Raw genomic sequence first — 24,154 nt, forward strand, 5'->3', positions numbered from 1 at the left:
GGTGGTCGACGGCCGTCACAGATGTCGGTACACGTCTTCGAGCTTCAGCCCGCGTCCCACCATCAGCACCTGCACCCAGTACAGCAGCTGGGAAATCTCCTCGGCGAGCGACTCGTCGCTCTCGTGTTCGGCGGCCAGCCACACCTCGCCGGCCTCCTCGAGCACCTTCTTACCCTGGGTATGCACGCCTGCGTCCAGCGCGGCCACGGTTTCCGACCCCTGGGGGCGGTTGACCGCACGATCCTGCAGCTCGGCGAACAGGGATTCGAAGTTCTTCACGATGAGCCATTGTTTCAGACCCGGATGCGGGCCTGTTGCTCCGGCCCACGATGGCCGGTGACAGCGACCGTCCGGTTCCTCCGCCCCTGATCGGGTGCGCAGGAACCGGACCGAAAGCGGCTAGTCGGCGGCCAGCAGCGCCCGCAGGTCGGCGACCGCCGTGCGGAGGTGGGCGGCGAACGCGTACATCTGGTCGGCGACCGGTTTCGGCGTGGCCAGGTAGAGATTCCAGCGGTCCGGCAGCAGGACGTAGGCGATGCCGATGCACCGGGAGCTGGTGGAGCCGAAACCGAAGTAGCGGATGTTGACCGATGGCGCCGAGCTGGTGCTCAGGTAATCGTCGCGCATGATCGTCCAGCCGGGGCTGTCGTAGAGCGGGATCGGGTCGGTCACGCCCAGTTCCGCACCGCGGCGACGCTGGATCCACTGCAGCTCCCACAGGTGCTGCTCGGGCGCTTCCCCGGCCTGGCACTGCTTGGCCCGCTGCACGTGCGCGGCGGCGGCCGTCCGCGCCGCGGCGAGCTTCGCGGGGGCGCTCGCGTCCGGGTCCTGCATCGTGTCCACGAAGGCGATCATCTCCGGGGTGATCACCCGCATCGCCTCGGTGCGGCCGTTGCGGTACTGCCTGGTCGCGATGGACTCGTAGGTCGCGCCGGTGAGCCCTTTGCTGCGCCGATGGGCCAACTGGTAGCTCAGCTGCGCGAACGCGTCCGGCGAGATACCCAGCTGCTTGGCCTGGGCGGTGCCGAAGTCCGGGAACGACACGGTCTGGGTGGCGTTGGCCGCGGCGTACCGGGCGAAGGCCGCGGCCGCCGCCGCGATATCGCTGCGCTGCGCCTCGTCCAGCACGAACTCGACCGGCTCCACCGCGGGCAGTCCCTGCGCCTGAGCGCCGGACCGGTCGGCGTGTTCCCGCACCGGGGTTTCCAGCAGGGTGTCCACGAACGACAGGATGGTGGTGCCGTCGAGTCCGCAATGCTCGACATTGATGCCCGCCTGTCCGTCGGCGAAGACGATGAACGACACCGACTTGTCGAACCACCGGTTCGCGCTGTCGCCGTGCAACAGCTCGTCGCAGGCGTGCAGTTCGTCGCGCGGAGCGAAGTCCTCGAGGCAGACGGCGAACAGCGCGGTCTCGATGGTGTCCAGCGCCGCGGCGTTCGCGGGCTCGGCCAGCAGCCGCTGCCTGCTGTGCGCCCAGTCCGCGCGGGCCTTGGTGGTGAGATGGCCGACGGCGGTGTCGGTGCGCGCCTGGCGTGCGCCCGCCTTCAGCACCGCGCGCAGCCCATCGGCGAGATCCTCCGGCGCATACGGCGCTCCGTCCGGGCCGATCACATCCATCCGGAACGTGCCGGCGTGGAAGAACACCACGATGTGCCGGGCCTGGGAGGGGCCAGGCCATTCGGCGCTGTAGGGCACCCGCACCGTGTCCTGCTCCACGCCGGGGATCCGGGTCTCGGAGAACAGGTACTTGTTCTGCCACATGGACAGCCGCTGCCCGCGCTGGGTCACCGGCGCGATGGCCTCCCGGTCGAGAGCCAGCTTGTAGTCGACGGCGGCGGAGATGATGGCCGCCGCCCGGTCCACCTGGGTGGCGGCGGTGGAGGCCGCCAGCGGGGTGTCGTCCCGGAACAGGAAGAAGAAGTTCGCGTTCAGCGCGATCCGATCCCGCCTGCCCAGGTACCGCGACGGCCAGAACAGGTCGAGCCAGCTGCCGACGCCGGGCGTCGCGTCGTACTCCGCGAGCGCCGCGTGCAGGGTGCGCCCCGGCCCGTCGGGCCGCAACAGGTCGTCGACCGCGGCCCGGGTGGCGGCGATCTCGTCGGCGGTCAGCAGCGGCTCGCACCACTGCAGGAACCGGCCACAGCTGTCCTCCAGCGTCGGTAGGGGCACCCGAGGCAGGTGGTCGTCGGCGACAAAGGTGCGTTCGGTCAATGCGAGTCCTCGGTGTCGGCGTGATGTTTCGGCAGCGGCCTGGAGACGTACAGGTTGGCATACAGCCAGCCCTCGTCTTCCCGGCCGGTCGTGTCGATCCCGTTGGCGGACAGGGTGTTCAGCACCTGCGCCTGTTCGGCCGCGGAGGCGAACCTGCGTTGCTCGAACAGCCCCGGCGCCTGCTCGGTCCGGTAACCGAGCGCGGCGAGTTCCGCCTCGATCGGTGCGAAGTCGAACATGCGCAGTACGAAGTGTGCCATCCACGGCCGCCTGCGCGGGTGCGCGGCGGCCACTCGGGTCAGGGTTTTCTCGGTGATGTATCCGACGCAGCCGGTGGAGACGACCAGATCGGCGGTCGCCAGCAGGGCGCGCTGCTCCTCGGTCGGTTCGCCGGACTCCAGATCGGCGTGCACCACGTCGTGCAAGAGCCCGGCCTCCCACGCGTACTCGAGGGCCGGGCGCGCGGCGTCCATGCCGAGGAAGCGCACGTCCTCGGCCGCCGCCCGCGCCGCGACCCGAGCTCGGTCGCGCCGGATCAGAGCGGCCCGATCGAGGTCGGCGGCGGCGTAATGCTCGGCCAGCTCGGCGATCGTGGTGTCCAGACGCAGCAGCGCGGCGTTCACGCCGTAGGAGCAACCGAGGTCGAGCACGGTGGGCACGGCGACCCGGGCGGAGGCGCGGAATTCCCGGATCTGCTGCTGGAAGAACGGTTTCGCCAGTTCCGGAATGCGGTAGTCCAGTGCGGACATGCGGGCGTAGTACGCGCGGGGATCGGGGCGGACGTAGATGTCGTCGAAAGACGCTTTCCCGGTGGTGTCTAACGGCACTGGCACTGTCGGTCCTCTCGGGTCGAGCTCGGTCAGTCGAGCCGTTCGGCTCAGTCGAGCAGTCGATCGCCCCGGACGGCGTCGGCCGCGGCGGCTACGTGGTCGGGTAGCACGCGGCCGAACAACTGCCGGGTGCGCTCCACCGTGCCGACCATCCCGGGACGGTCGGTGTAGGCGAAAATGGCCGAATGACGCTGACGCGCACCGCCGACGGGTGAGACGCGGTGCAACGAGAAGCGACCCTGGAACAGCTGCAGGTCGCCCGGACGCAGCGGGAGCCGCTGCACGAAACGCTCGCCGGTGCCGGTGAGCACGGCGCGGACGTCGTCGAGCTGTTCCGCCTCGGGTGTGCGGATGTTGGGGCAGTATTCGAAGACGCCGCCCTCCTCGGCGGGCTGGGTCAGCATCGAGACGGTGAATTCATTGGTGTCGAAATGCCAGGGATGCGACATACCCGGCGCGACGACGTTGAGGCACAGTCCCGCAAGAGGATCGGCGAACTCGTGCACTTCGGACAGGCCGAAGCAGTCGGCGACGAATCGCTGGAACAGCTCGTCGGTGTAGAGCCGGTGGATCAGCGCGTCGGCGGGGATGCGGTCGCGGGGTACGAAGGCGTTGCCCCGCTCGAGCACGATCCGGCCCGGATGGTCCTCCGGCAGGTCGGCGTTCAACGGAATGTTGTAGGCGTTGACCCGCTCGACCTCGTAGTGCGCGTGCGGGGCCATCAGCTCCCCCTGCGCGCGCAGCGTCTCGGTCAGCTCCGGGCGGATGAAGCCGCCCAGCACGGTGCAGCCGGTGTCGGCCAGTTCGGCTCGCGCCCGCCGAACCGCTTCCCGCAGCGCGAGCCCGCCCCGATCCGCCAGAGGATACCGCCCGGTATCTACGATCTCGTCGAGGACGCCCCACGCTGCCATGGCGTCATTGTGGTGGAGCGCTCGCCGACACGCCCGGGATTCGGCGAGATCGAGATTGCCGGTGACCGGCGGTCACACCCACCGTCTGCGGGCATACCGGTTGCGGCACAGCAACTCTCGGCAGGCTTGGTGGGCCGGAGATGGCCCGCCGCGGTCACCCCGATAGCTCAACCTCGCATGCGCAGAGCATGTTCGAGGTCCGCGAGGGTCAGCCCGAGCAGCGAATCCCGGAACACTCGGCCCGGCGCGTCCGGCACGGGGATCTCGCACGGGACGACCACCAGCGCGCACCCCGCGGCCTGCGCCGCCCGCGCACCGGTCGGCGAATCCTCGACCGCTACACAATGTTCCGGATCGAGCCCGAGCAGGTCGGCAGCGCGCAGGTAGACATCCGGTTCCGGCTTGCCGTGCGCCACCTCGTCACCGCAGACCGAGACATCGAAGAAATCACGCCCCAGCGTGTCGAGACCGAACTCCGTGAGCGACCGCTTGGTGTTGGTGACGAGCGCGCTCGCCAGCCCCGCCGCACGCACCATGGCGAGCGCGTCCTTCGCACCCGGCCGCCATGGGATGGGACCGGTCATCAACTCGGTCACCCGGTACTCCAGGAACTCCCCCGCCGCGCGCAGCGAGTCGGGCGTGGGCTCGATACCCAAGCCGGTGAACATGATCCGCAGTGCGTTCGGGCCGGACGCCCCGATCAGCGCGTGCCGGATCGCGTCGGTCATCTCATGGCCGTGCTCGCGCGCCAGTTCTCGCACCGCGACGTCCCAGAGCTTCTCCGAGTCGAGCAGCGTGCCGTCCATGTCCCAGAGCACTCCAGCCAGTCGCGCTGTCACGTGTCGGTCCTTCTCCTAGATTTCGTCCATGTCATGGGCGCCGCTCGACGGCCGTCCGCGACCACCCCGTCGAGAACCTCGACGCAGTGCAACCCGCGCCACGATCCCATGGCGGCGGGGCCGGGTGGGCGGGAGGGTCGGCAGGATGCCCGCGTCCCCGGCGAGATCGGCCGGTGCGCCAGCACGGCGACCCGCGCGCGCCGAGGTACCCCGATGGCGTCGAGGACTGCGGTGAGCTGCGGATCGGCATCGCGCGGGCGGGGTGAACAGCAGCGACAAAGGTCGTAGCCGGTGCTCGGCGGCCGACTCGCCCGGGGAGCCCACCCGGCGCATGTCCGGCGGGTTCGATTCGGGCAGCCGCCGGATGGTTCGGACTGCCCTACGTTCCCGATGCGGCGATCTGCAACTTGGCGGTGTCGCCGACGACCTCGATCCAGCGGTTCTCGGAAGTCGTCGTGCCGTTCTTCAGGGTGTAGGTCAGCGCGACGACCGCCCGATTCGCACCGTTCGGCGTGACCGAGCCCACGTTCACCGAGCGAATCGTGCCCCAGAAGTTCACGTAGGAGTCGTAACCGGTCTTGGCCTGGTACACCGGGGCGAGCTGTGCCCAGGCGCCGGACACGTTGGTGGGCAGCATGCCGTAGTACCCCTGGATGAACGAAGCGATCCGGTCGGGCGGCGGCGGACCGGACGGGGTCGTCGTCGCGGAGGTGGCCGGCCCGGTGGTGGTCGGGGCAGGGCTCGACGTGGACTGCGGTGTGGTGCTGGTCGGCCCAGTGGTGCTCGGTGTGGAGTTCGTCGTTTGCGCCGGAGGGGTGGTTCCCGGGACGGGTGGGGGCAGCGGGGCACCCGCTGCGGTCGTCGTGGGCGCCGGCACGGGCCCGGATGTGGGCACGGGCGCTGACGAGGCGGCGGTTTGCGCCGGGGCTCGGGCGGGCGCTTGGGCCGGGGCCTGCCGCGGCTCGGTTCCGGCCGCGTCGGCCGGTGACGGCGCGTTGTTCTCGGGCGCCACGGCGGCCGGAGGCACGACCGGCGAGGTCGGCGCGGCGCCACCGTCGCCGTCCATTCCGGCCAGCGTTGCGATGATGCCGGCCAGGATCAGCACCCCGAGCACTGCGGCGACTTCCACGGCGATCAGCCGGCCGCGCTGCCGGCCGCGCAGAGCGCCCCGCAACGTCGCCGCCACCGCGGCCCGCCTCGGCACCGGCGGTGACGTGACCGATTGCGGCGCGGACGAACCCGGCACGGCGGGCGGTATCACCGTGGTGACACCGGTGTCCCCCGGCTGGTCCGGCGATGCGGCAGCGGCGTGGTTCGGCCGCACGGTCGTCGCGACAGCGGGGGCGGGAATCACCTTGGTCACCGCCGCGGGCAGCTCCACATCCCGTCCCGCCGCAACGGCTTCGAGGACCGCTTTCGCCTCCCGCATGGTCGGGCGGTCGGCGACGGCTGGGGCGAGCAGGTACATCAGCACCGGCCCGAGCGCGCCCGCTGCCTCCGGGGCCGGGACATCGGCCCGCGCCACCGCGTGCAGCAGGGCGAGGGGGTTGTCGCTCTCGCCGAACGGCGGGGCGCCCTGCACCGCCGCGTACAGCGTCGAACCGAGGGCGAAGACGTCGGAAGCCGGTTCCGGATCCTCGCCGCGGGCGACCTCCGGCGAGAGGTAGGCCGGTGTTCCGGCGAGAAACCCGGTGGCGGTGACCGTCACGTCGCCGACTGCGCGGGAGATACCGAAATCGGTGATCTTGACCGTGCCGTCGTCGGCGACGAGCAGGTTCGCCGGCTTCACGTCCCGGTGCATGATCCCCGCGTCGTGCGCGGCGGCCAGCGCGCTCGCCGCCTGCGCGCCGATCCGGGCGACCTCGAGCGGCGGCAGCGTGCGATTGCCCGACAGCTTGGTCGCCAGACTCGGCGCGTCCATGTACTCCATGACCAGCCAGGGCCGGCCGTCCTCCTCGGCCACGTCGAACACGGTGATGGCGTTCGGGTGGTGCAGCCGCGCCGCGATCCGCCCCTCCCGCATGGCACGTCGTTTCGCCTCCAGCGCAGCCGATCCGGTGAGTCCCGGACCGAGGAGTACCTGTTTGACCGCGACGGTGCGCTGGAGCCGGACGTCGGTGGCCCGCCAGACCACACCCATGGCGCCGCTGCCGATCGGATCCGTGAGCCGGTACCGTCCCGCGATCAATCGATCCGCCGTCATGGTGGTGTGCCTCTCCTACTTGCGCGCCCAGCCGTTTCGCACTCCAGCGCAAGCCCGGAGGAAACTCCGAAGGCGTACGCGCCGAGGTACTTTGCACCACCGAGCAGGGACGCGAACGCATCCGCCGACTGCTCCGGATGCAGTTACAACGCCTTCGACAATGGCACAATCACCCGACACGCAGCCACCTCCGCGCACCGGCACGAGCGATAGCGCAGGTCAACACCGCGCGCCACGGCGCTGCGGCGCGCCGATGAGCACTCCGATCCGCGAGACGCGACATCCGACCAGGTAGCAAAGGCCCTCGGAGCGAGAGCATTTCGCTATGAACCATAGTGCGCCGGAACCGCGAGACCCTCTGCGCGGCGGAACTTCGGGGGAGCCGACGAGAGCCGCCGACCGGACCTACGTGAGCCGAGGCGAACTCGCGACGCGGAATGACACCGGCCGGTCGGCGGACGAAGGCTCAGGAGCCGCCGTAACCGCGCCGAAGGACGCACCGAACGGCTCGACCGGAAACCTCCGAGCCGACCGCGGCCGGTCCGACGGACAGTGCGGCGCCGGGGCCGTCCGGCCGACGGCGCCGCATCAGGTTCCGAGCGTTTACGCGTTGAAGTACTTCGCCTCCGGATGCAGCAGGACGAAGGCGTCCGTGGACTGTTCCGGATGCAGTTGCAACTCCTCCGACAGCACGACGCCGATGCGCTCGGCCTCGAGCAGGTCGACCAGCTTGGCGCGGTCCTCCAGCTCCGGGCAGGCGCCGTAGCCGAACGAGTAGCGCGCGCCGCGATAGCCGAGCTTGAAGTACTCCTGCACATCGGCCGGGTCGGAGTCGGCGACGGCGTGGCCGTCGAGGACGAGCTCCTCGCGGACGCGGCGGTGCCAGTACTCGGCGAGCGCCTCGGTGAGCTGGACGCCGATGCCGTGCACCTCCAGGTAATCGCGGTAGCTGTCGCCCGCGAACAGCTCGTTGGCGAAGTCGGCGATCGGCTGGCCCATGGTGACCAGCTGGAACGGCAGCACGTCCACCTGACCGGTCGATCGGGCGTACTCCCGCGAACGGATGAAGTCGGCGATGCACAGGAACCGGTCGCGCTGCTGACGCGGGAAGGTGAATCGGTGCCGTTCCGGCGCGTCGGGTGCCGGCTCGGTGAGCACGATGACGTCGTCGCCTTCGGACACCGCGGGGAAGTAGCCGTACACCACCGCGGCGTGCTGCAACACGCCTTCGGTGCTCAACCGGTCCAACCAGGCGCGCAGACGCGGCCTGCCCTCGGTTTCCACCAGCTCCTCGTAGCCGGGCCCGTCGCCGCCGCGCTGACCACGCAGGCCCCACTGCCCCAGGAACAGCGCCCGCTCGTCGAGCAGGCCCGAGTACTCGTGCACCGCGAGGCCTTTCACCACCCGGGTGCCCCAGAACGGCGGCACCGGCACGGGCAGGTCGGCCGCGACATCGGAGCGCTCCGGTACCACGACGGGAACCTCGGCCGCGCGGCGTTCCGCCGCGATCCGCTTGGACCGCTCGTGGCGCGCTTTGCGCTCGGCGGCCTTCTCCCGCTCGGCGATGGCCTCCGGGCTGTCCGGGTCGAGTTCGCCGCCGCGCTTGCGGGTCATGATGTCGTCCATCAGCCGCAGGCCCTCGAACGCGTCGCGCGCGTAGTGCACGTCGCCCTCGTAGACCTCGGCCAGGTCATTCTCCACGTAGGAGCGGGTGAGCGCCGCACCGCCGAGCAGCACCGGAAACTGCTCGGCGACGCCCTTGGCGTTGAGCTCCTCGAGGTTCTCCTTCATCACCACGGTCGACTTGACCAGCAGGCCGGACATGCCGATGACGTCGGCCTTCTTGTCCATGGCCGCGTCCAGGATGGTGGCGATTGGCTGCTTGATACCGAGGTTGACCACCTCGTAGCCGTTGTTGGACAGGATGATGTCGACCAGGTTCTTGCCGATGTCGTGCACGTCGCCCTTCACGGTGGCCAGCACGATGCGGCCCTTGCCGCTGTCGTCGGTGGCCTCCATGTGCGGCTCGAGGTACGCGACAGCGGCCTTCATCACCTCGGCGGACTGCAACACGAACGGCAACTGCATCTGGCCGGACCCGAACAGTTCGCCGACCGTCTTCATCCCGGCGAGCAGGGTCTCGTTGATGATCTGCAGCGGCGGCACCTCCGCCATGGCCGCGTCCAGGTCGGCTTCCAGTCCGGCGCGTTCACCGTCGACGATCCGCCGCTCCAGCCGCTCGAACAGCCCGAGTGCGGCCAGTTCCTCCGCACGCGACGCCTTCGACGAGGAGGTGGACACGCCTTCGAACAGCGCCATCAGTTTCTGCAGCGGGTCGTAGCCCTCGGCGCGGCGGTCGTACACCAGATCCAGCGCGGTCTCCCGCTGCTCCTCCGGAATCCGGCTGATCGGCAGAATCTTGGAGGCGTGCACGATCGCGGAATCCAGACCCGCCTGGACGCATTCGTGCATGAAGACCGAGTTGAGCACCTGCCTGGCGGCCGGATTGAGGCCGAAGGAGATGTTGGACAGACCCAGGGTGGTCTGCACCCGCGGATGGCGACGCTTGAGCTCACGGATCGCCTCGATGGTCTCCACTCCGTCCCGGCGCGACTCCTCCTGGCCGGTACCCAAGGTGAAGGTGAGCGTGTCGATGACGATATCGCTCTCCGACAATCCCCAGTTGCCGGTGATGTCGGCGATCAGCCGCTCGGCGATCTCCACCTTCTTCGCCGCGGTGCGGGCCTGGCCCTCCTCGTCGATGGTCAGCGCGACCACGGCGGCGCCGTGCTCGGCGACCAGGCGCATGGTCTGCTGGAAACGCGAATCGGGACCGGCGCCGTCCTCGTAGTTCACCGAGTTGACCGCGCAACGCCCGCCGAGGTGTTCCAGCCCGGCCCGCAGCACCGGGGCCTCGGTGGAGTCGAGCATGATCGGCAACGTCGAGGCGGTGGCCAGCCTGCTCGCCAGCTCCGCCATGTCGCGGGTGCCGTCCCGGCCGACGTAGTCGACGCACAGATCGAGCATGTGCGCGCCGTCGCGGGTCTGGTCCTTGGCGATGTCCAGGCACTTCTGCCAGTCTCCGGCGAGCATGGCCTCACGGAAGGCCTTGGAGCCGTTGGCATTGGTGCGTTCGCCGATCATCAGGACCGAGGCGTCCTGCTCGAACGGCACCGCGGTGTACATGCTGGACACGCTCGGCTCGTGCACCGGCGCGCGCCGCTCGGCGATCGGCGGCAGGGTCGGCTCGGCCTCGCGCACCGCGGCGGTGACCTGGCGGATGTGCTCGGGCGTGGTCCCGCAGCAGCCGCCGACCAAGGCGAGGCCGAACTCGGTGACGAACCCGCGCAGCGCGACCGCCAGCTCCTCGGGGGTGAGCGGGTAGACCGCGCCGTCGGCGCCGAGCACCGGCAACCCGGCGTTCGGCATCACCGAGACCGGCACCTGCGCGTGCCGGGACAGGTGGCGCAGGTGCTCGCTCATCTCGTCCGGGCCGGTCGCGCAGTTGAGGCCGATCATGTCGATGCCGAGCGGCTCCAGCGCGGTGAGTGCCGCGCCGATCTCGCTACCTACCAGCATCGTGCCGGTGGTCTCCACGGTGACGTGCGTGATGATCGGGATCCGGCGGCCCAGCTTCGCCATCGCGCGCTTGCTGCCGGTCACCGCCGCCTTGACCTGCAGCAGGTCCTGACAGGTCTCGATGAGGATGGCGTCGGCGCCGCCGTCGAGCATGCCGAGGGCGGCCTCGGTGTAGGCGTCGCGCAGCGCGGCGAACGGGGCGTGCCCGAGTGTGGGCAGCTTGGTGCCCGGCCCCATCGAGCCGAGCACGTACCGTGGCGCACCGTCGGGCGCCGGTCCCATCTCGTCGGCGACCTCGCGGGCCAGCCGGGTACCCCGCTCCGAGAGGTCGCGGATCCGGTCGGCGATGTCGTAGTCGGCGAGGTTGGGGAGGTTGCAGCCGAAGGTGTTGGTCTCGACCGCGTCGGCGCCCGCTTCGAAATAGGCGCGGTGGATGCCGCGCAGGACGTCGGGGCGGGTGTCGTTGAGGATCTCGTTACAGCCCTCCAACCCGCGGAAATCGTCCGAGGTCAGATCGGCCGCTTGCAGCATGGTGCCCATCGCACCGTCGCCGATGACGACACGACGGCGCAGCGTGTCGAGTAGCGTGGTGTCGAACTCGGCGGGGACGGACGCAGACATGCGTTCCAGCGTAGTGGGCGGGGCCGACGATCCGACACGGCGTCGATCCGCGGTGTCGTGGACCACACGCCCGGCCCGCCGCCGCGTCCGCGCGCGGAAACACGCCACCCGGTCCGCCCGCCATACGACACGCCATATCGCCGCACGCCGTAGGCTGACCGAGTGAACGCCAGTGAAACTCCCGATCCGGAACTGCCGACGTTGCGGGATCCGGTACTGGTCGCCGCCTTCGAGGGGTGGAACGACGCCGGTGACGCGGCCAGCGGCGCGGTCGAACATCTGGAACTGATCTGGGACGCCGAGCCGTTGGCCGAGCTCGACTCCGAGGATTACTACGACTATCAGGTCAATCGGCCGACGGTGCGCCAGGTGGACGGCGTGACCAGGGAAATCCAGTGGCCGTCGACGATGTTGTCGGTCTGCTCGCCGCCCGGCAGCGACCGCGACGTGGTGCTGCTGCGCGGTATCGAACCGAACATGCGCTGGCGCAGTTTCTGCGGCGACCTGCTGGAGTTCATCGAGCAGCTCGGGGTGCAGACCGTGGTCATTCTCGGCGCGCTGCTCGCGGACACTCCGCACACCCGTCCGGTACCGGTGACCGGCTCGGCCTACAGCAAGGAGGCGGCCGAGCGGTTCAACCTGGAACAGACCCGCTACGAGGGACCGACCGGGATCACCGGCGTCCTGCAGGATCAGTGCGTGAAGGCGGGGGTCCCGGCGGTGTCGTTCTGGGCCGCCGTCCCGCACTACGTCTCCCAGCCGCCGAATCCGAAGGCGACCATCGCGCTGCTGCACCGGGTCGAGGACGTGCTCGACATCGAAGTGCCGCTCGGCGAGCTGCCCAAGCAGGCCGAGGACTGGGAGACCGCGGTGAACGAGATGACCGTGGGTGACGAGGAGATCAGCGAGTACGTGCGCTCGCTGGAGGAGCGCGGCGACGCCGCGGTCGACGTGAACGAGGCGATGGCCAAGATCGACGGCGACGCCATCGCGGCGGAATTCGAGAAGTACCTGCGCAGACGGGGTCCGGGCAGCTTCGGTCTCTGATCGACTGGGCGGCGGCGCGATCGGCGCGGCCGCCGACCGCAGGTTCACCGGAAGTTCGCCAGGGGGCCACCTTCGAGTCGGGAAACGACCACTCCTACACTGTCGCCGGTGACCGTCCAGCCGATCGTCGAGCGTCTGCGCACCTTCGACGAGCGGATCGCCGTCCATTGCCCCGACCGCGCGGGCGGGGACGGCGCCGGGCCCCCACCCCTCCGGCAGGTGACCTACGCTCGGCTTGCGGCGCTCGTCGAGGCCTACGCGACCGAGCTCGGCCCGGCCCGCCGCCTCGTCGCGCTCGCCGCGCGCAACGATCTCGGCTCACTCGTCGCGTACCTCGGAGCACTCAGCGCCGGGTGCGTCGTCTTGCTGACCGAGCGGATCACTGCGGAGTTGCGGGACGCCTATGATCCCGACGTGCTCGTCGAGGACGGGCGGACCCGGGTGGTCCGGCGACGCTCGGCGCACCGCCTGCATCCGGATCTCGCGCTGCTGCTGAGCACCTCGGGGTCCACCGGGTCGCCCAAGCTGGTCCGGCTCTCGGCGACGAACCTGCGCTCCAACGCGGCGGCCATCGCCGAGTATCTGGCCATCGGCCCGGACGATTGCGCGGCGACCACCCTGCCGATGTTCTACTGCTACGGACTGTCGGTGGTGCACAGCCACCTGTGGCGCGGCGCGAGCCTCTTGCTCACCGACCAGTCGGTATTGGACGGGCAATTCTGGCAGGCGTTCCGGGACTGCCGCGCAACGTCGTTCGCCGCGGTTCCCTACACCATCGAATTGCTGGACCGCATCGGTTTCACCAGCATGGACCTGCCCCACCTGCGCTATGTCACCCAGGCCGGCGGTCGACTCGCGCCGGAACGGGTACGCGACTACGCCGGCCTCGGCCGGGAGCGCGGCTGGGACTTCGTAGTCATGTACGGCCAGACCGAGGCCACCGCGCGGATGGCCTATCTCCCCGCGCATCTGGCGAGCGCGCACCCCGACTGCATCGGGATCCCGATCCCCGGCGGCGAATTCACCCTCGAGCCGCTCGCGGAAACCGGCGACAATCAGGATGAACCACACGAACTGGTCTATCGCGGGCCCAATGTGATGCTGGGGTACGCCGAGTCCGCCGCGGACCTCGCACTCGGTCGCACGGTCGACGCCCTGCGCACCGGAGATCTGGCGCGGCGCACACCCGAGGGCTTGTACCAGGTGGTCGGCAGGCGGAGCCGGTTCGCCAAGATCTTCGGACTGCGCATCGATCTGGAGCGTCTCGAATCCGGGCTCGCGGCGGCCGGATTCACGGCGTACTGTACGGACGACGACGCCCACCTCGTCGTCGCCGTGCAGACCCCTCGGTCCGATCCCACCGAGCTCGCCGCCCGACTGTCCGGCCTGCCCGCCGCCGCCGTTCGAGTCCACCCGATCGAACGGATCCCTCGGCTACCGAACGGCAAACCTGATTACCCCGCTATCCGAGACCTGGCCGGGTCCGCGCCGCAGGTGCGCGACATCCGCGCCCTCTACGCGACGACGCTGGGCATCGATCTCGCGCGGGTGCGCCCGGACAGCACATTCGTCGACCTCGGCGGGAACTCGCTCACCTACGTGACCACCGCGGCACGACTGGAGCGAGCGCTCGGCCGCCTGCCCATCGATTGGCCGAACACGCCCGTGGCGGAACTGGAACGGATACCCGAGGGCCGCAGGCGCTTCGGGCGGGCACTCGACACCGGAACACTACTGCGCGCCGCCGGTATCGTGCTCATCGTCAGCTCCCACACCGGAGCGTTCGTGCTCTGGGGCGCGGCGCACGTGCTGCTCGGTGTGGCCGGTTTCAACTTCGCGCGATTCGGTGTGACCGCGGCGCCGCCCGCCGAACGACTGCGCCACACGTTGCGCGCCGTGGGATACATCGCGGTGCCGACGGCACTCTGGGTCGCGCTGACACTGACCTGCACCGACTATTACGGCTGGCAGAACGTACTGTTACTGCACAAGATCCTCGGCCCGCGCGACAGCGCCACCGCCGGGCACCTGTGGTTTCTCGAGGTGCTCGTGTATTTCATGCTGGCCGCCGCACTGCTGATCCGGATCCCCGTGGTGGACCGGTGGCAACGGGCCGCGCCGTTCCGGTTCGCGATGGCGCTGGTCGCGCTGAGCCTCGTCTTTCGATACCAGGCGTTCGGTCTGTATTCGGCGAAGGACATTCCGTTCTCTCCGCTGGCGGTGTGGCTCTTCGCGCTCGGCTGGGCGGCGGCGAAGGCGACTTCGATGTGGCAGCGGATGACGGTCAGTGCCGTCGTACTGATCACGGTGCCTGGCTATTTCGGCGTTCCCGAGCGGGAACGTTTGATCATGGCGGGCTTGCTCGCACTGGTGTGGCTGTCCTCGGTCCGGGTTCCCGCCGTCGTCGCCGTCTGCGCGGCGGTGCTCGCCGACGGCTCGCTGTTCGTCTATCTGCTGCACTGGCAGGTGTACCCGCTGTTCGAACAGCATCGGCTCGCGGGGCTGCTCGCTTCCCTGGCAGCGGGTGTCCTCGTCACCGGCGCGGTGACCGGGCTGCGACGCTGGGGTTCGGTGCGGTACCGGGCGATTCGGTCGCGGCGGTCAGCTTTCGACGGTCCACACCTGGGCCGCCGCCTCCTGAGCCAGCTTGGCGATCAAGATGTCGCGCGGAATCGTCTGACCGGCAAAGTGATCGAGTGAGGGAACCACCACGTGGTGCGCGTCCGCGCGCTTGAGTTCCGCCGTGAGCTCCGCGAAAGCCGTCCCGTCACCGCCGGTCGATTCATGGAACGTTGCGGCGAAGCACAGCCCTTCCTCGCGGGCGAGGCTGCTCATCGCGGCCTCGAGCTCCTTGCTATGGCCATCGGCCAGATCGTCACGCAAGTATCCATAGATCAACGCTTCCACCCGAACCTCCGTTGGATTGGGATCGCTGTTCTCTTATGTGGATCCACCCGTTTTACGGGGTATTTGCGCTTCGTGCAACAGCAGATGTACTTGCAACTGCTCTTACAGGAGGGGCTGGCAAACTTCTGGCGCCAGATCAAGCATGCACACCGGGCCGAGGCGAAAGTAGCTGTCAACACACGGACATCTGCCTGCCCTCTTGGGGCCACCAAACGTTAACTGGTGCGATACTACAGATGTGGCCGCTACCGACGATCGACCCGTCTGGGCAGTCCGAATGCGTTCCGAGCGTGACGCGAGGGGGTGGTCGCAAGCCGACGCTGTTCGCGTAATGCGTGGAAAGTCTTCGCACAACCTGCCGACCGACAGTACTCTCCTACGCAATTGGCGCCGTTGGGAATCGGGCGAATCACGCCCCGACGACTTCTACGCGCCGATCATCGCCGCCACCTTCGACACGGTGACCGCGGCGTTCTTCCCCAAAGCCAGACCGAACCGGGACGACGAATTGCTCTCGGCGACCGGCATGGACACGCTCGAGTTCATCGGACGACTCCGGATGTCCGATGTGTCCTCGGTGACGCTGGAGGCCATCCGCATCACCGCCGAACGCCTGTGCTGCGAATACTCCTACGCCGACCCGCACGACCTGCACGCCGAGGGCACCGCGTGGCTGCGCCGGATAACGTCGCTGCTGGACGGTCGCCTGACACTGGCGCAGCATCGCGAAATCCTCGTTCTCGCCGGATGGGTCGCGCTGCTGGTCGGCTGCGTCGACTACGACCTGGGCCGGCGCACCGCCGCCGAGGCGACCCGTCGCGCCGCGCAGTCGCTGGCGCAAGAGGCGGAGAATCTCGAGATCGCCGCATGGGCAGCGGAAATGTCCGCGTGGTTCGCGCTGACCCAGGGCAACTACCGCGGTGTCATCGAGACCGTGCAGCCGACGCTGGAAGTAAGCCGGCACCTGCGCGTCGGTGTCCAGCTCGCCGCCCAGCGCGCCAAAGCATGGGCCAGGATGGGCAATCCGCGCGAGGTGGAGGCGGCACTCGACGACGGACGAGCTATCTTGGAGCGACTCGATCATCCGGCGAATATGGACAACCACTTCGTCATCGACGCGAACAAGTTCGACTTCTACGCGATGGACTGCTGCCGGGTCGCGGGCGAGGATCGGCTCGCCGAAACCTACGCGCGAGAAGTGATCCGCAACGCCACGCGCCCCGACGGGAGCGTGCGCAATCCGATGCGGGTCTCCGAGGCGTATCTGACCCTCGCCGTGGTCGCGGTGCGCGACCGTGACCTGGAACTGGCGGTGACCGAGGGGATGCGCGCGTTCGCGGGCAGCAGGCGGTCGCTGCCCTCGCTGATGTGGATCGCGGGGGAGGTCGCGCGCGAGATCATCGAGCAGTTCCCCGGCGACCCGCGCACCCGGGCTTATCTGGACCAGTTGCGTTCGTTGTCGGTCGAGTGAGCCGACCTGCGTCGCAGCCGCGGCGAATGATGACGAACCAGACCCGACCGCGCCGAACACCGGTACATCGGGTGGATGGCGATCGGCCCGCTACTACCCTGTTCCCGGTGACCGACTCCGATGAGGGCTGGGCCGAGGCCCACTGGGACGACCGGCTGCGGCTGTTCTCTTTCGCCACCGCCGAGCGGCGCGCCGATTACCTCCGGGTGCTGCGCGCGGTCGACGGCGCGCGAGCGGCGTACGTGGTACTGCTGCACGCGGACGATGTCGCGGAGTGGATCGAACGCAACGGCAATGCCCTGCGCACTCCCGATTCGGCCGCTACGGACCAACCGGTCGCGCGGACCGGTGTGGATCCGACGCAACCACGCACGCGTCCGGCGGATCCACGCGAGGACGAGCCGGAAACCGGTGCGCCGGACCCGTCCCCGCGGACACCCGACCCGGCCGCGGCACCGTCGCCGGCCGCGGCCGAGATCGGCCCGCTGCTCGACCAACTGCACCAGTGGGGCGTGCTCGAGCGCAGTTACGACGGAACCCGCGCCGCGACGCTGGCCGAATACCGTAATCGGCACTACGTGTACCAGTTCTCGCCAGCGGGTTTCCAGGCCTACCAGGCGGTCGCCGGAGTGCTCAGCGCCCGCCTCGACGAAGCCTCGTTGTCGCGTCTGGTGCTGCCGGAGCTGCTGGCCGACCTGCACACCCTGGCCGAGGCCAATCGGGCGGGTGACGCCGAACGCGTCTATCGCACGCTGCGCCGTCTCGACACCGCGCTGTCCGACCTGGCCGCCCGCGCCGCGCACTTCTACCTGGGACTCGGCGATCTGGTCCGCACCACCGAGATCACCCCGGAATCGTTTCTCGCGCACAAGGACGCACTGCTGGCGCACATGCGGGAGTTCAGCCTCGACCTGGCCCGGTTCACCCCGCGGCTGGCGGCCGCGATCGCCGCGATCGAGGAGACCGGCGTCGACGACCTGATCCTGCGGGCGGCACGCTGCGACGAACGGGTGCTGCTGAGCGTCGCGGAACGCCGGTCGGATTGGCAGGCCAGGTGGGATGGGCTGCGTACCTGGTTCGTGGCCTCCGGCGGCGGAGAACAGGTGGGGACGACCGAAGCCGAACGGCTGCGCGAGGCCACCATGAGTGCTATCGCGGCGGTGCTTTCGCTCTTGCGGCGGGTCACCGAGACCCGCCGCGGCGGGGTCAGCCGGGAATCCGCGCTGCGGCATCTGGCCGGCTGGTTCACCTCGGCGCCGACCGCGGACAGCGCCCACGCGCTGTTCGACGCGGTGTTCGGACTGGGCAAGCCGCGGCACCTGGCGATGGAGCACCCCGACGCCGACGTGATCCCGGCGATCCGATCGTGGTGGGACGCACCACCGTTGGAGATCTCGCGCACGCTCGCCGAAACCGGGCGCCCACCTGCGGCGGGTGCGCCCGCTCGTATCCACCGCAACGACGCGGGCATCCGGCGGCTGCGCGAGGCGCAGTTGGACGCGCAGCGGGCCCGCGCCGCGGCCGCCAGGTCGCTGGCCTCCGGCGACGTGCACGAACGGGTGCTGGACGACCGGGAGACCGAAGTGCTGCTGCGGCTGCTCGACGCCGCGTCCACCGCATGGGTTCCGGTGCGCGGCCGGGTGGCGGGCACCACCGGCTCCGACAGCGGCGTCACCCTGACGGTGTCCGAGCACGACGGTCCGACCGTGGTACGCACCACCCGGGGGCTGCTGCGGTTGAACAACCGGTCGCTGACGATCGAGCAGACCACCGGAACACGGTCGCGCCCGCGCGGGGAGCACGGCTGATGCACGCACGCACCGTAGACGCGCTCGCGCTGGACAATTATCAACGCGCCGCCCGGGTCGTGCTGGCCAACCACCTGGTCACCCGCACCTATCCGGACCGGATCGCCCTGCCGCTGATCCGGCGCTGGGCCACCGAGTTACGCGAGGACCTCGCCGAGTTGTTCGGCTACCGGCTCGAAGTCACCGAGACCACCGCGCGGGTCTTCCCGGTCATCGACCGCCTGGACGCGGGCAAGCCGGCGCGGACACCCGCCGAGCGCGTCTTCGACCGCCGCCGCTACGCCTACCTCGCGCTCGCACTGGCCGCGCTGGGGCGCGCCGGGGACCAGATCACGCTGTCCGAACTGGCCGATCAGGTCGCCGCCTACGCGAACCGGGTGGAGGGGCTGGAGCTGGCCACCGACCGGGCCGCCGACCGCGACGCGTTCGTCGACGCGGTGGGCTGGCTGACCGTGCGTGGCGCGCTCAGCCTGGCCGACGGCGACGCGAGCGGCTGGGCCGGCGACCCGGCGACCGGTGAGGCGCTCTACGACATCGACCGGCCGGTGGTCTTCGCACTGTTCCGGCCGCCGCGGGCGCTGCAACATCTGCATGGTGTGCGCGGGTTGCTCACCGAAGAACCCATGGTCACCGGCGTTTCCGCGCACACGGCGTCCACCGCGGAGATCGCGCGCCGGGTGCGCAGGGCGCTGGTCGAGCAGCCGGTGGTGTACGCCGCGGATCTCACGCCCGAGGAGCGTCCCGTTCTCGCGCAGGAGCGGATCGTCGCGGAGGTCGAACTGTTCACCGGGCTGCGCGCCGAGCGCCGCGCGGAGGGGGTGGCGCTCATCGACACCTCGGGGCGGCTGTCGGACGTGCGTTTTCCGGGGACCGGGACGCTCGCGCAGGTCGCATTGCTGCTGTCCGGTGAGATCGCCGACCGCGTGCTGGACCTCGATCACCCGCTGCCGCGGCGCCGCACCGGGCCGGACTCGGATGCGGCGCTCGCCGATCAGCTCGACGCAGCCATTCCCGAGTCCACGCTGTTCGAGCCACTCGCCGAGCCGCGTTCGCCGGATTCGCCCGCCCCGGAACCACCTTCGATCGCGGACACCCCGGAGCAGGCAGATCGGTCTGTGTCATCGGGCTATCCGCTGATCGACCGGGCATGGCTGAATGAGACGGTGCAGGCGCTGGCCGATCGCTACGGCACGACGTTCGCGGCGCAGTGGCAGGCCGACATACCTCGCCTCACCATCGAGGTGGTGGCCCTGCTGGAGCGGCTGCGGCTGGTGCGAATGGTCGAGGACGGACTGCTCGTGCTGCCCGCACTGGCCCGCTACCGTGGCGCGGTCGTCACGGTCCGCACCAAGCGGGCCGGGGAACTGTTCGTCACCGCGGCCGACACCTACGGGCCCGGCGGCGCCGGGACGGAAGGGAACTGACGAATGTCGCTCATTCACGGCGGAGTGCGGTTCACCCCGACCCGCGCCGGGATCGTCAACCTGTGGGACTACCGCGACCAGGAGTTCTGTTTCGCGGATGGCAGATTGGTCCTGCGCGGGCCGAACGGGTCGGGCAAGACCAAAGCGCTGGAGGTGCTGTTCCCCTTCGTCCTGGACGGACGGATCGAGCCGCGCAGGCTCAACCCGTTCGCCGGCGAGGAACGCACGATGAAGTCGAACTTGCTCTACCGCAAGCAGGACTCGGCCTACTCGTATGTCTGGATGGAGTTCGCCCGCGGCCGCTGGGAGGATCCCGAGGCGGTCACCGTCGGCATCGGCATGCGCGCCACCCGTTCGTCGGACAAGGTGACCCGCTGGTATTTCGTCGCCGACGGCCGGGTCGGGGTCGATTTCTCCTTGATCGGCCCGGATGATCGACCGTTCACCCGCAAGCAGCTGGCCGAGCAGATCGGCACCGACTCGATCGTCGACCGGCCGGTGGACTATCGCAACGCCATCGACGCGCGCATGTTCGGCCTCGGGGCCCAGCGCTACGACCAGCTGATCAATCTGATCCTCACGCTGCGCCGCCCGCAGCTGGCCAAGAACTTGGACCCACGCGGTTTGTCGCAGGCGCTCACCGACGGTCTGCGCCCGCTCGACCAGCAACTGATCCTGGACGCCGCCCGCTCGTTCAGCGATATGGAGGAGGTCGGCCGCACCCTGGAGGGTTTGGTGCACGCCGACACGGCGACCAGGGCCTTCGTCGAGGTGTATCGCAGATACCTTGCGGTCCAGGCGAAGACGGACGTCGACCAGGTGCGAGCGCGGCTCGACGCGGTGACCCACACGAGCACCGCGCTGTTCGCCGCCACCGCGCTGCGCGAGCGCAGGGAGATCGAGCGCGCCGCGGCCGAGGCCCGAGCCGAGGACGCCGACCGTGCTTACGAGCAGGCCGTCGCCGACCGGGAGAACCTTCAGCGTTCCAGCGCGTACGAGGGAAAACAGCAGATCGACGACCTGGCCGACGCGGTGCGGCGCCTGGAGACCTCGGCGGGCGTGCACGCCGACAAGGCGCTCAAATCCCGCCAGACCCTGGACCAGCGTGCCCACGAGGCCGAGCGCGCGCGAACCGCGGTGCGCACCGCCGCCGCAGCGCTCGCCCGCGGCGAGGACGACCTGCGCGCCGCGGCCGAGGAGGCGGGAATCGGGTGGACACCGCTGCCGGAATCGACGCGGGCCGAACAGCTCACCGCGGCGGTGCGCGGGCATGCCGAGGAGCGCGACGCCGACGTGCGCGCGGTACGCAAGGCGGTAGCCGCCGTGGACACGGCCGCCGCCGAACGCACCAGGGCGGAGCGGCTGGCCGAGCGCGCGCGGGACCTGCGCGACGCCGCCGCGGCGGAGGTCGCGCACGCCGAAACGGCGGTCACGGTGAACCGCTCCGAGGCCGAGGCCGCGTTGCGGGCCTGGTGGGACGAGCACCGTGCGATCTATGGCCCGGTACCCGACGGCCTGCTGGATGCGCTGAACTCGGCGCTGGCCGAAGCCGGTTCGGATGCGCCCACCGTCGCCGAAGTGCTGGCCGAACGCACCGCACCCCTGCTCGAGGAGATCCGCACCCGCCGGCAGGAGGCACGCACCCGGGTGGCAACGGCCACGGCCCACGTCGCGGAGTCGACCGGCGAGCTCGAGCGGGTCGCGGCCCGGCGCGACGACGCCCCACCGGCATTCGCGGGCCGCTCCGGCCGGACCGGCGACCGGCCCGGCGCCGCACTGTGGCGGCTGGTGCGCTTCGCGGACGAGGTAACGCCCGACACCGCGGCGGGCATCGAGGCGGCGCTGCAGGCCGCGAATCTGCTGGACGCCTGGGTCGCTCCGGAAGGCGAGCCGCCGGACTACGAATCGGATCAGTTCCTGGTGCCGCTGCCCGCATCGGACCGCCCGACCGGTCGGACGCTCGCCGACGTGCTGGTCGTGGAAGACGACTCGGACACGGTGGCGGTGCCGCGGCAGGTCGTCGCCGGCGTGCTCGCCTCCATCGCCCTGCACGAGGGCGCGGGCGAGCCGGGCGGCGCGTTGACGATCGGAGCGAACGGCGCTTTCCGGCAAGGCGTGCAGGTGGGCCGCCACCGCAAGACCGACGCCGAGTTCATCGGCGCCACCGCGCGAGCCAGGCGCCGCGCGATCCGCTCGGCCGAATTGACCGCGGCTGTCGCGGCCGCGGAGGAAGACCGGAGCGCCGCCGAACGGCAGGAGGCCGCCGCGCACGCCGAACTCGCGCGCATCTCCGCCGCCGCCAAAGCACTTCCGCGCCCGGCCGCGGTGACCGCTGCCTTGCGGGCGGTGTCGGAGGCCGCGGGCGTGCTGCGATCACGCGCGGAGGCCGCCGCCCACGCGGAGCACGATCTCGACCAGGCGGTCGCGGAGGTGTCCGCCGCGGAGAAGAAACTGCGTGCCGCCGCCACCGCGCACCGTACACCGCGCGCGGCCCGCGAGATCGACGCGCTCGCCGCCGCGATCCGGCACTTCGAGAACACCGGCATGGGATTGCTGCGGCTGCGCGGCGACCACGATCGGGAACGGGAGCGCGAACGCGAAGCCGAGGACCGCTTGACCGAGGCCGCCGACCTGGCTGAAGCGTTCGCGGAAGAGGCCGAGGCCGCGCGCACCGGTTACCAGGAACAACTGCGCAAACTCGAGACCCTGCGCGAGGCCCTCGGCGCGGGCGCGGCCGACATCGACCGGGAATTGGAGCGGGCGCGGCAGCGGATCGAGGCGACCAAAGCCGAGCAGAAGGCCGCGCGCAAGGCCGCCAACCAGGCCATCGAGGCGGTCGGCGACGCGGAAGCCGCCTACCGCACCGCGCACGAGTCGCTGGCCACCGCGCTCACCGAGGTGCTGGCGGAGGTGAAAGCCCTTGCGCCGTACGCCCAGCCGGATCTGCTCACCCTGCTCGGCGCGCCCACCGACGCCCGCTGGCCCAGCAGCGACGCCGCGTGGTCGACGCCCGAACAACTGCTGTACCGGATCGCGACGGCGGGGCCGCAGGCAGCACCGCGGGTACTGCCCGACGACGTCACCGTGCTGTTCGACAGTCTCCTCGCGGCCACGGCGTCGGTGCGCGCGAGCGAGGCGACGCGCAAGTCCACGCGCACTGCGGTGACCGCGGCGTTGCAGGAGTTCGACGCGGCGCTGGCCGGTTCCGGCCGCGACTACCGGTTGCAGTGGGATGCCGCCGACGGTCTCACCGTCGTCCAGGTACACGACGAGCACGGGGTCTCCGCCCTGGCCGACTTCGCCGCACGGATCGACGCCGCGCGCCGGGATCAGGAACTGCTGCTCACCGACGCCGAGCGCCGGATCCTGGAGGATGCCCTGTTGACCGGCCTGGCCCAGCAGATCCACGAACGCACCAGCGACGCGCGCGATCTCATCGCCCGGATGGGCGCGGAGATGAAGCGGCGGCGGATGTCCTCGGGCAACACCATCGGTGTGCACTGGGTGCTCGCCGACAGCCTCTCCGATGCGGCGCGGGCGATGTGCAAGCTGCTCGACCGGGATGCCTCGGCGCTGACAGCGGAGGATCTGGCGGCGATCCGGGCGCACTTCGCCGCCGAGATCAGGGCGGCGCGGGCCGTGCACCCGGAACGCTCCTATCCCGAGATCCTGGCCGCGACCTTGGACTACCGCACCTGGCGGGTGTTCTCCTTCACCCTGATCTCCGCCGACGGCAGCGAGGACAAGCTCACCGTGGCCAGGCACAGCGCGCTGTCCGGCGGTGAGCAGTCGGTGTCGCTGCATCTGCCGCTGTTCGCCGCGGCGCACGTCATGCTCGATTCGGCCGACCCACAGGCCCCCCGCCTACTGGCGCTCGACGAGGCGTTCGCGGGTGTCGACGACAACGGCCGCAGCGAATTGCTCGGATTGAGCGTGCAATTCGACCTCGATCTGTTCATGACCGGCTACGACCTGTGGATCACCTATCCGCATGTCCCGGCGTGCGCGCACTACGACCTGGCGCACTCGGCGGCCGAGAACACCGTCAGCGCGACGCTGCTGGTGTGGGACAGCGGCGACCTGCTCGCCGAACACGACGGAACGGATCTCACCGCCGCGCTCGGCTCCCCCGACCGGCGCAGGCTTCCCACCACGATCGAAGGCGGCCTGGAACTCACGCCGGTGACCTGACCGCTTCCGCGTCGGCGCGCGCTCGCCGCCCGCTGCCGCGCCGCACAGCTCGCGCCCGGGTGCGGAGGATCCGAAACGCGGCCAATTGTTTTCGACGTGTCGCGTGCCA

Annotated in this window: 14 protein-coding genes; 6 read left to right on the forward strand and 8 right to left on the reverse strand. The window is 70.2% G+C overall.

Annotated features, from left to right (window positions below):
* Positions 1–15 precede the first annotated feature (15 nt).
* The 7 genes from ACT89H_RS09065 to metH all read right to left on the reverse strand — a co-directional run bounded on the left by ACT89H_RS09065 (position 16) and on the right by metH (position 11,197).
* Positions 16–297: a phosphoribosyl-ATP diphosphatase gene (locus ACT89H_RS09065; RefSeq protein WP_498049529.1), complete on the reverse strand. Its 282-nt coding sequence runs from the start codon at positions 295–297 to the stop codon at positions 16–18.
* Positions 298–399: 102 nt separating this feature from the next.
* On the reverse strand, positions 400–2,214 hold the full coding sequence (locus tag ACT89H_RS09070) for a choline/carnitine O-acyltransferase (protein WP_445108066.1): 1,815 nt from the start codon (positions 2,212–2,214) through the stop codon (positions 400–402).
* Positions 2,211–3,047: a class I SAM-dependent methyltransferase gene (locus tag ACT89H_RS09075; RefSeq protein WP_445108067.1), complete on the reverse strand. Its 837-nt coding sequence runs from the start codon at positions 3,045–3,047 to the stop codon at positions 2,211–2,213. The genes ACT89H_RS09070 and ACT89H_RS09075 overlap by 4 nt, the downstream gene beginning before the upstream one ends.
* A 44-nt stretch (positions 3,048–3,091) precedes the next feature.
* Positions 3,092–3,955 (reverse strand): HalD/BesD family halogenase, encoded by an 864-nt coding sequence (locus ACT89H_RS09080; protein ID WP_445108068.1) that lies wholly within the window; start codon positions 3,953–3,955, stop codon positions 3,092–3,094.
* Positions 3,956–4,122: 167 nt separating this feature from the next.
* Positions 4,123–4,794, reverse strand: a complete 672-nt coding sequence (locus ACT89H_RS09085; RefSeq protein WP_445108069.1) for an HAD family hydrolase — start codon at positions 4,792–4,794, stop codon at positions 4,123–4,125.
* 379 nt (positions 4,795–5,173) lie between these two features.
* Positions 5,174–6,997 carry a serine/threonine-protein kinase gene (locus ACT89H_RS09090; protein WP_445108070.1) on the reverse strand — a complete coding sequence of 608 codons (1,824 nt, stop codon included), beginning with the start codon at positions 6,995–6,997 and terminating at the stop codon, positions 5,174–5,176.
* A gap of 603 nt (positions 6,998–7,600) precedes the next feature.
* Complete coding sequence (gene metH, locus ACT89H_RS09095; RefSeq protein WP_445108071.1) at positions 7,601–11,197, reverse strand: methionine synthase; 3,597 nt, start codon at positions 11,195–11,197, stop codon at positions 7,601–7,603.
* Positions 11,198–11,359: 162 nt separating this feature from the next.
* Here metH and ACT89H_RS09100 point away from each other — a divergent pair, with 162 nt between their 5' ends.
* Both ACT89H_RS09100 and ACT89H_RS09105 read left to right on the forward strand, forming a co-directional pair.
* Entirely contained in the window at positions 11,360–12,244 is an 885-nt protein-coding gene (locus ACT89H_RS09100) for a PAC2 family protein (RefSeq protein ID WP_039798445.1), read from the forward strand.
* Between the two features lie 108 nt (positions 12,245–12,352).
* Entirely contained in the window at positions 12,353–14,944 is a 2,592-nt protein-coding gene (locus ACT89H_RS09105; protein ID WP_445108072.1) for an AMP-binding protein, read from the forward strand.
* On the opposite strand, the gene ACT89H_RS09110 is transcribed toward ACT89H_RS09105, so the two are convergent.
* Positions 14,846–15,151, reverse strand: coding sequence for a hypothetical protein (locus ACT89H_RS09110; RefSeq protein ID WP_445108073.1), 306 nt, complete (start codon positions 15,149–15,151; stop codon positions 14,846–14,848). The genes ACT89H_RS09105 and ACT89H_RS09110 overlap by 99 nt on opposite strands.
* Before the next feature lie 331 nt (positions 15,152–15,482).
* Here ACT89H_RS09110 and ACT89H_RS09115 point away from each other — a divergent pair, with 331 nt between their 5' ends.
* The 4 genes from ACT89H_RS09115 (at position 15,483) to ACT89H_RS09130 (ending at position 24,045) form a co-directional block, all read left to right on the forward strand.
* The gene (locus ACT89H_RS09115; protein ID WP_445108074.1) at positions 15,483–16,622 is read left to right on the forward strand and encodes an XRE family transcriptional regulator; all 1,140 of its coding nucleotides are present in this window, start codon (positions 15,483–15,485) and stop codon (positions 16,620–16,622) included.
* 155 nt (positions 16,623–16,777) lie between these two features.
* The gene (locus ACT89H_RS09120; RefSeq protein WP_445108267.1) at positions 16,778–18,430 is read left to right on the forward strand and encodes a TIGR02677 family protein; all 1,653 of its coding nucleotides are present in this window, start codon (positions 16,778–16,780) and stop codon (positions 18,428–18,430) included.
* Positions 18,430–19,854 carry a TIGR02678 family protein gene (locus ACT89H_RS09125; RefSeq protein ID WP_445108075.1) on the forward strand — a complete coding sequence of 475 codons (1,425 nt, stop codon included), beginning with the start codon at positions 18,430–18,432 and terminating at the stop codon, positions 19,852–19,854. Before ACT89H_RS09120 ends, ACT89H_RS09125 begins: the two co-directional genes overlap by 1 nt.
* Positions 19,855–19,857: 3 nt before the next feature.
* Entirely contained in the window at positions 19,858–24,045 is a 4,188-nt protein-coding gene (locus ACT89H_RS09130) for a TIGR02680 family protein (RefSeq protein WP_445108076.1), read from the forward strand.
* Positions 24,046–24,154: the final 109 nt, after the last annotated feature.

The organism is Nocardia aegles (assembly GCF_052545135.1).

Excerpts from the sequence above, each read along its gene's own strand:
- ACT89H_RS09080 (WP_445108068.1), bottom strand. The coding sequence starts at position 3,955 with ATGGCAGCGTGGGGCGTCCTCGACGAGATCGTAGATACCGGGCGGTAT.
- ACT89H_RS09090 (WP_445108070.1), bottom strand. The coding sequence starts at position 6,997 with ATGACGGCGGATCGATTGATCGCGGGACGGTACCGGCTCACGGATCCG.
- metH (WP_445108071.1), bottom strand. The coding sequence starts at position 11,197 with ATGTCTGCGTCCGTCCCCGCCGAGTTCGACACCACGCTACTCGACACG.
- ACT89H_RS09115 (WP_445108074.1), top strand. The coding sequence starts at position 15,483 with ATGCGTGGAAAGTCTTCGCACAACCTGCCGACCGACAGTACTCTCCTA.
- ACT89H_RS09125 (WP_445108075.1), top strand. The coding sequence starts at position 18,430 with ATGCACGCACGCACCGTAGACGCGCTCGCGCTGGACAATTATCAACGC.
- ACT89H_RS09130 (WP_445108076.1), top strand. The coding sequence starts at position 19,858 with ATGTCGCTCATTCACGGCGGAGTGCGGTTCACCCCGACCCGCGCCGGG.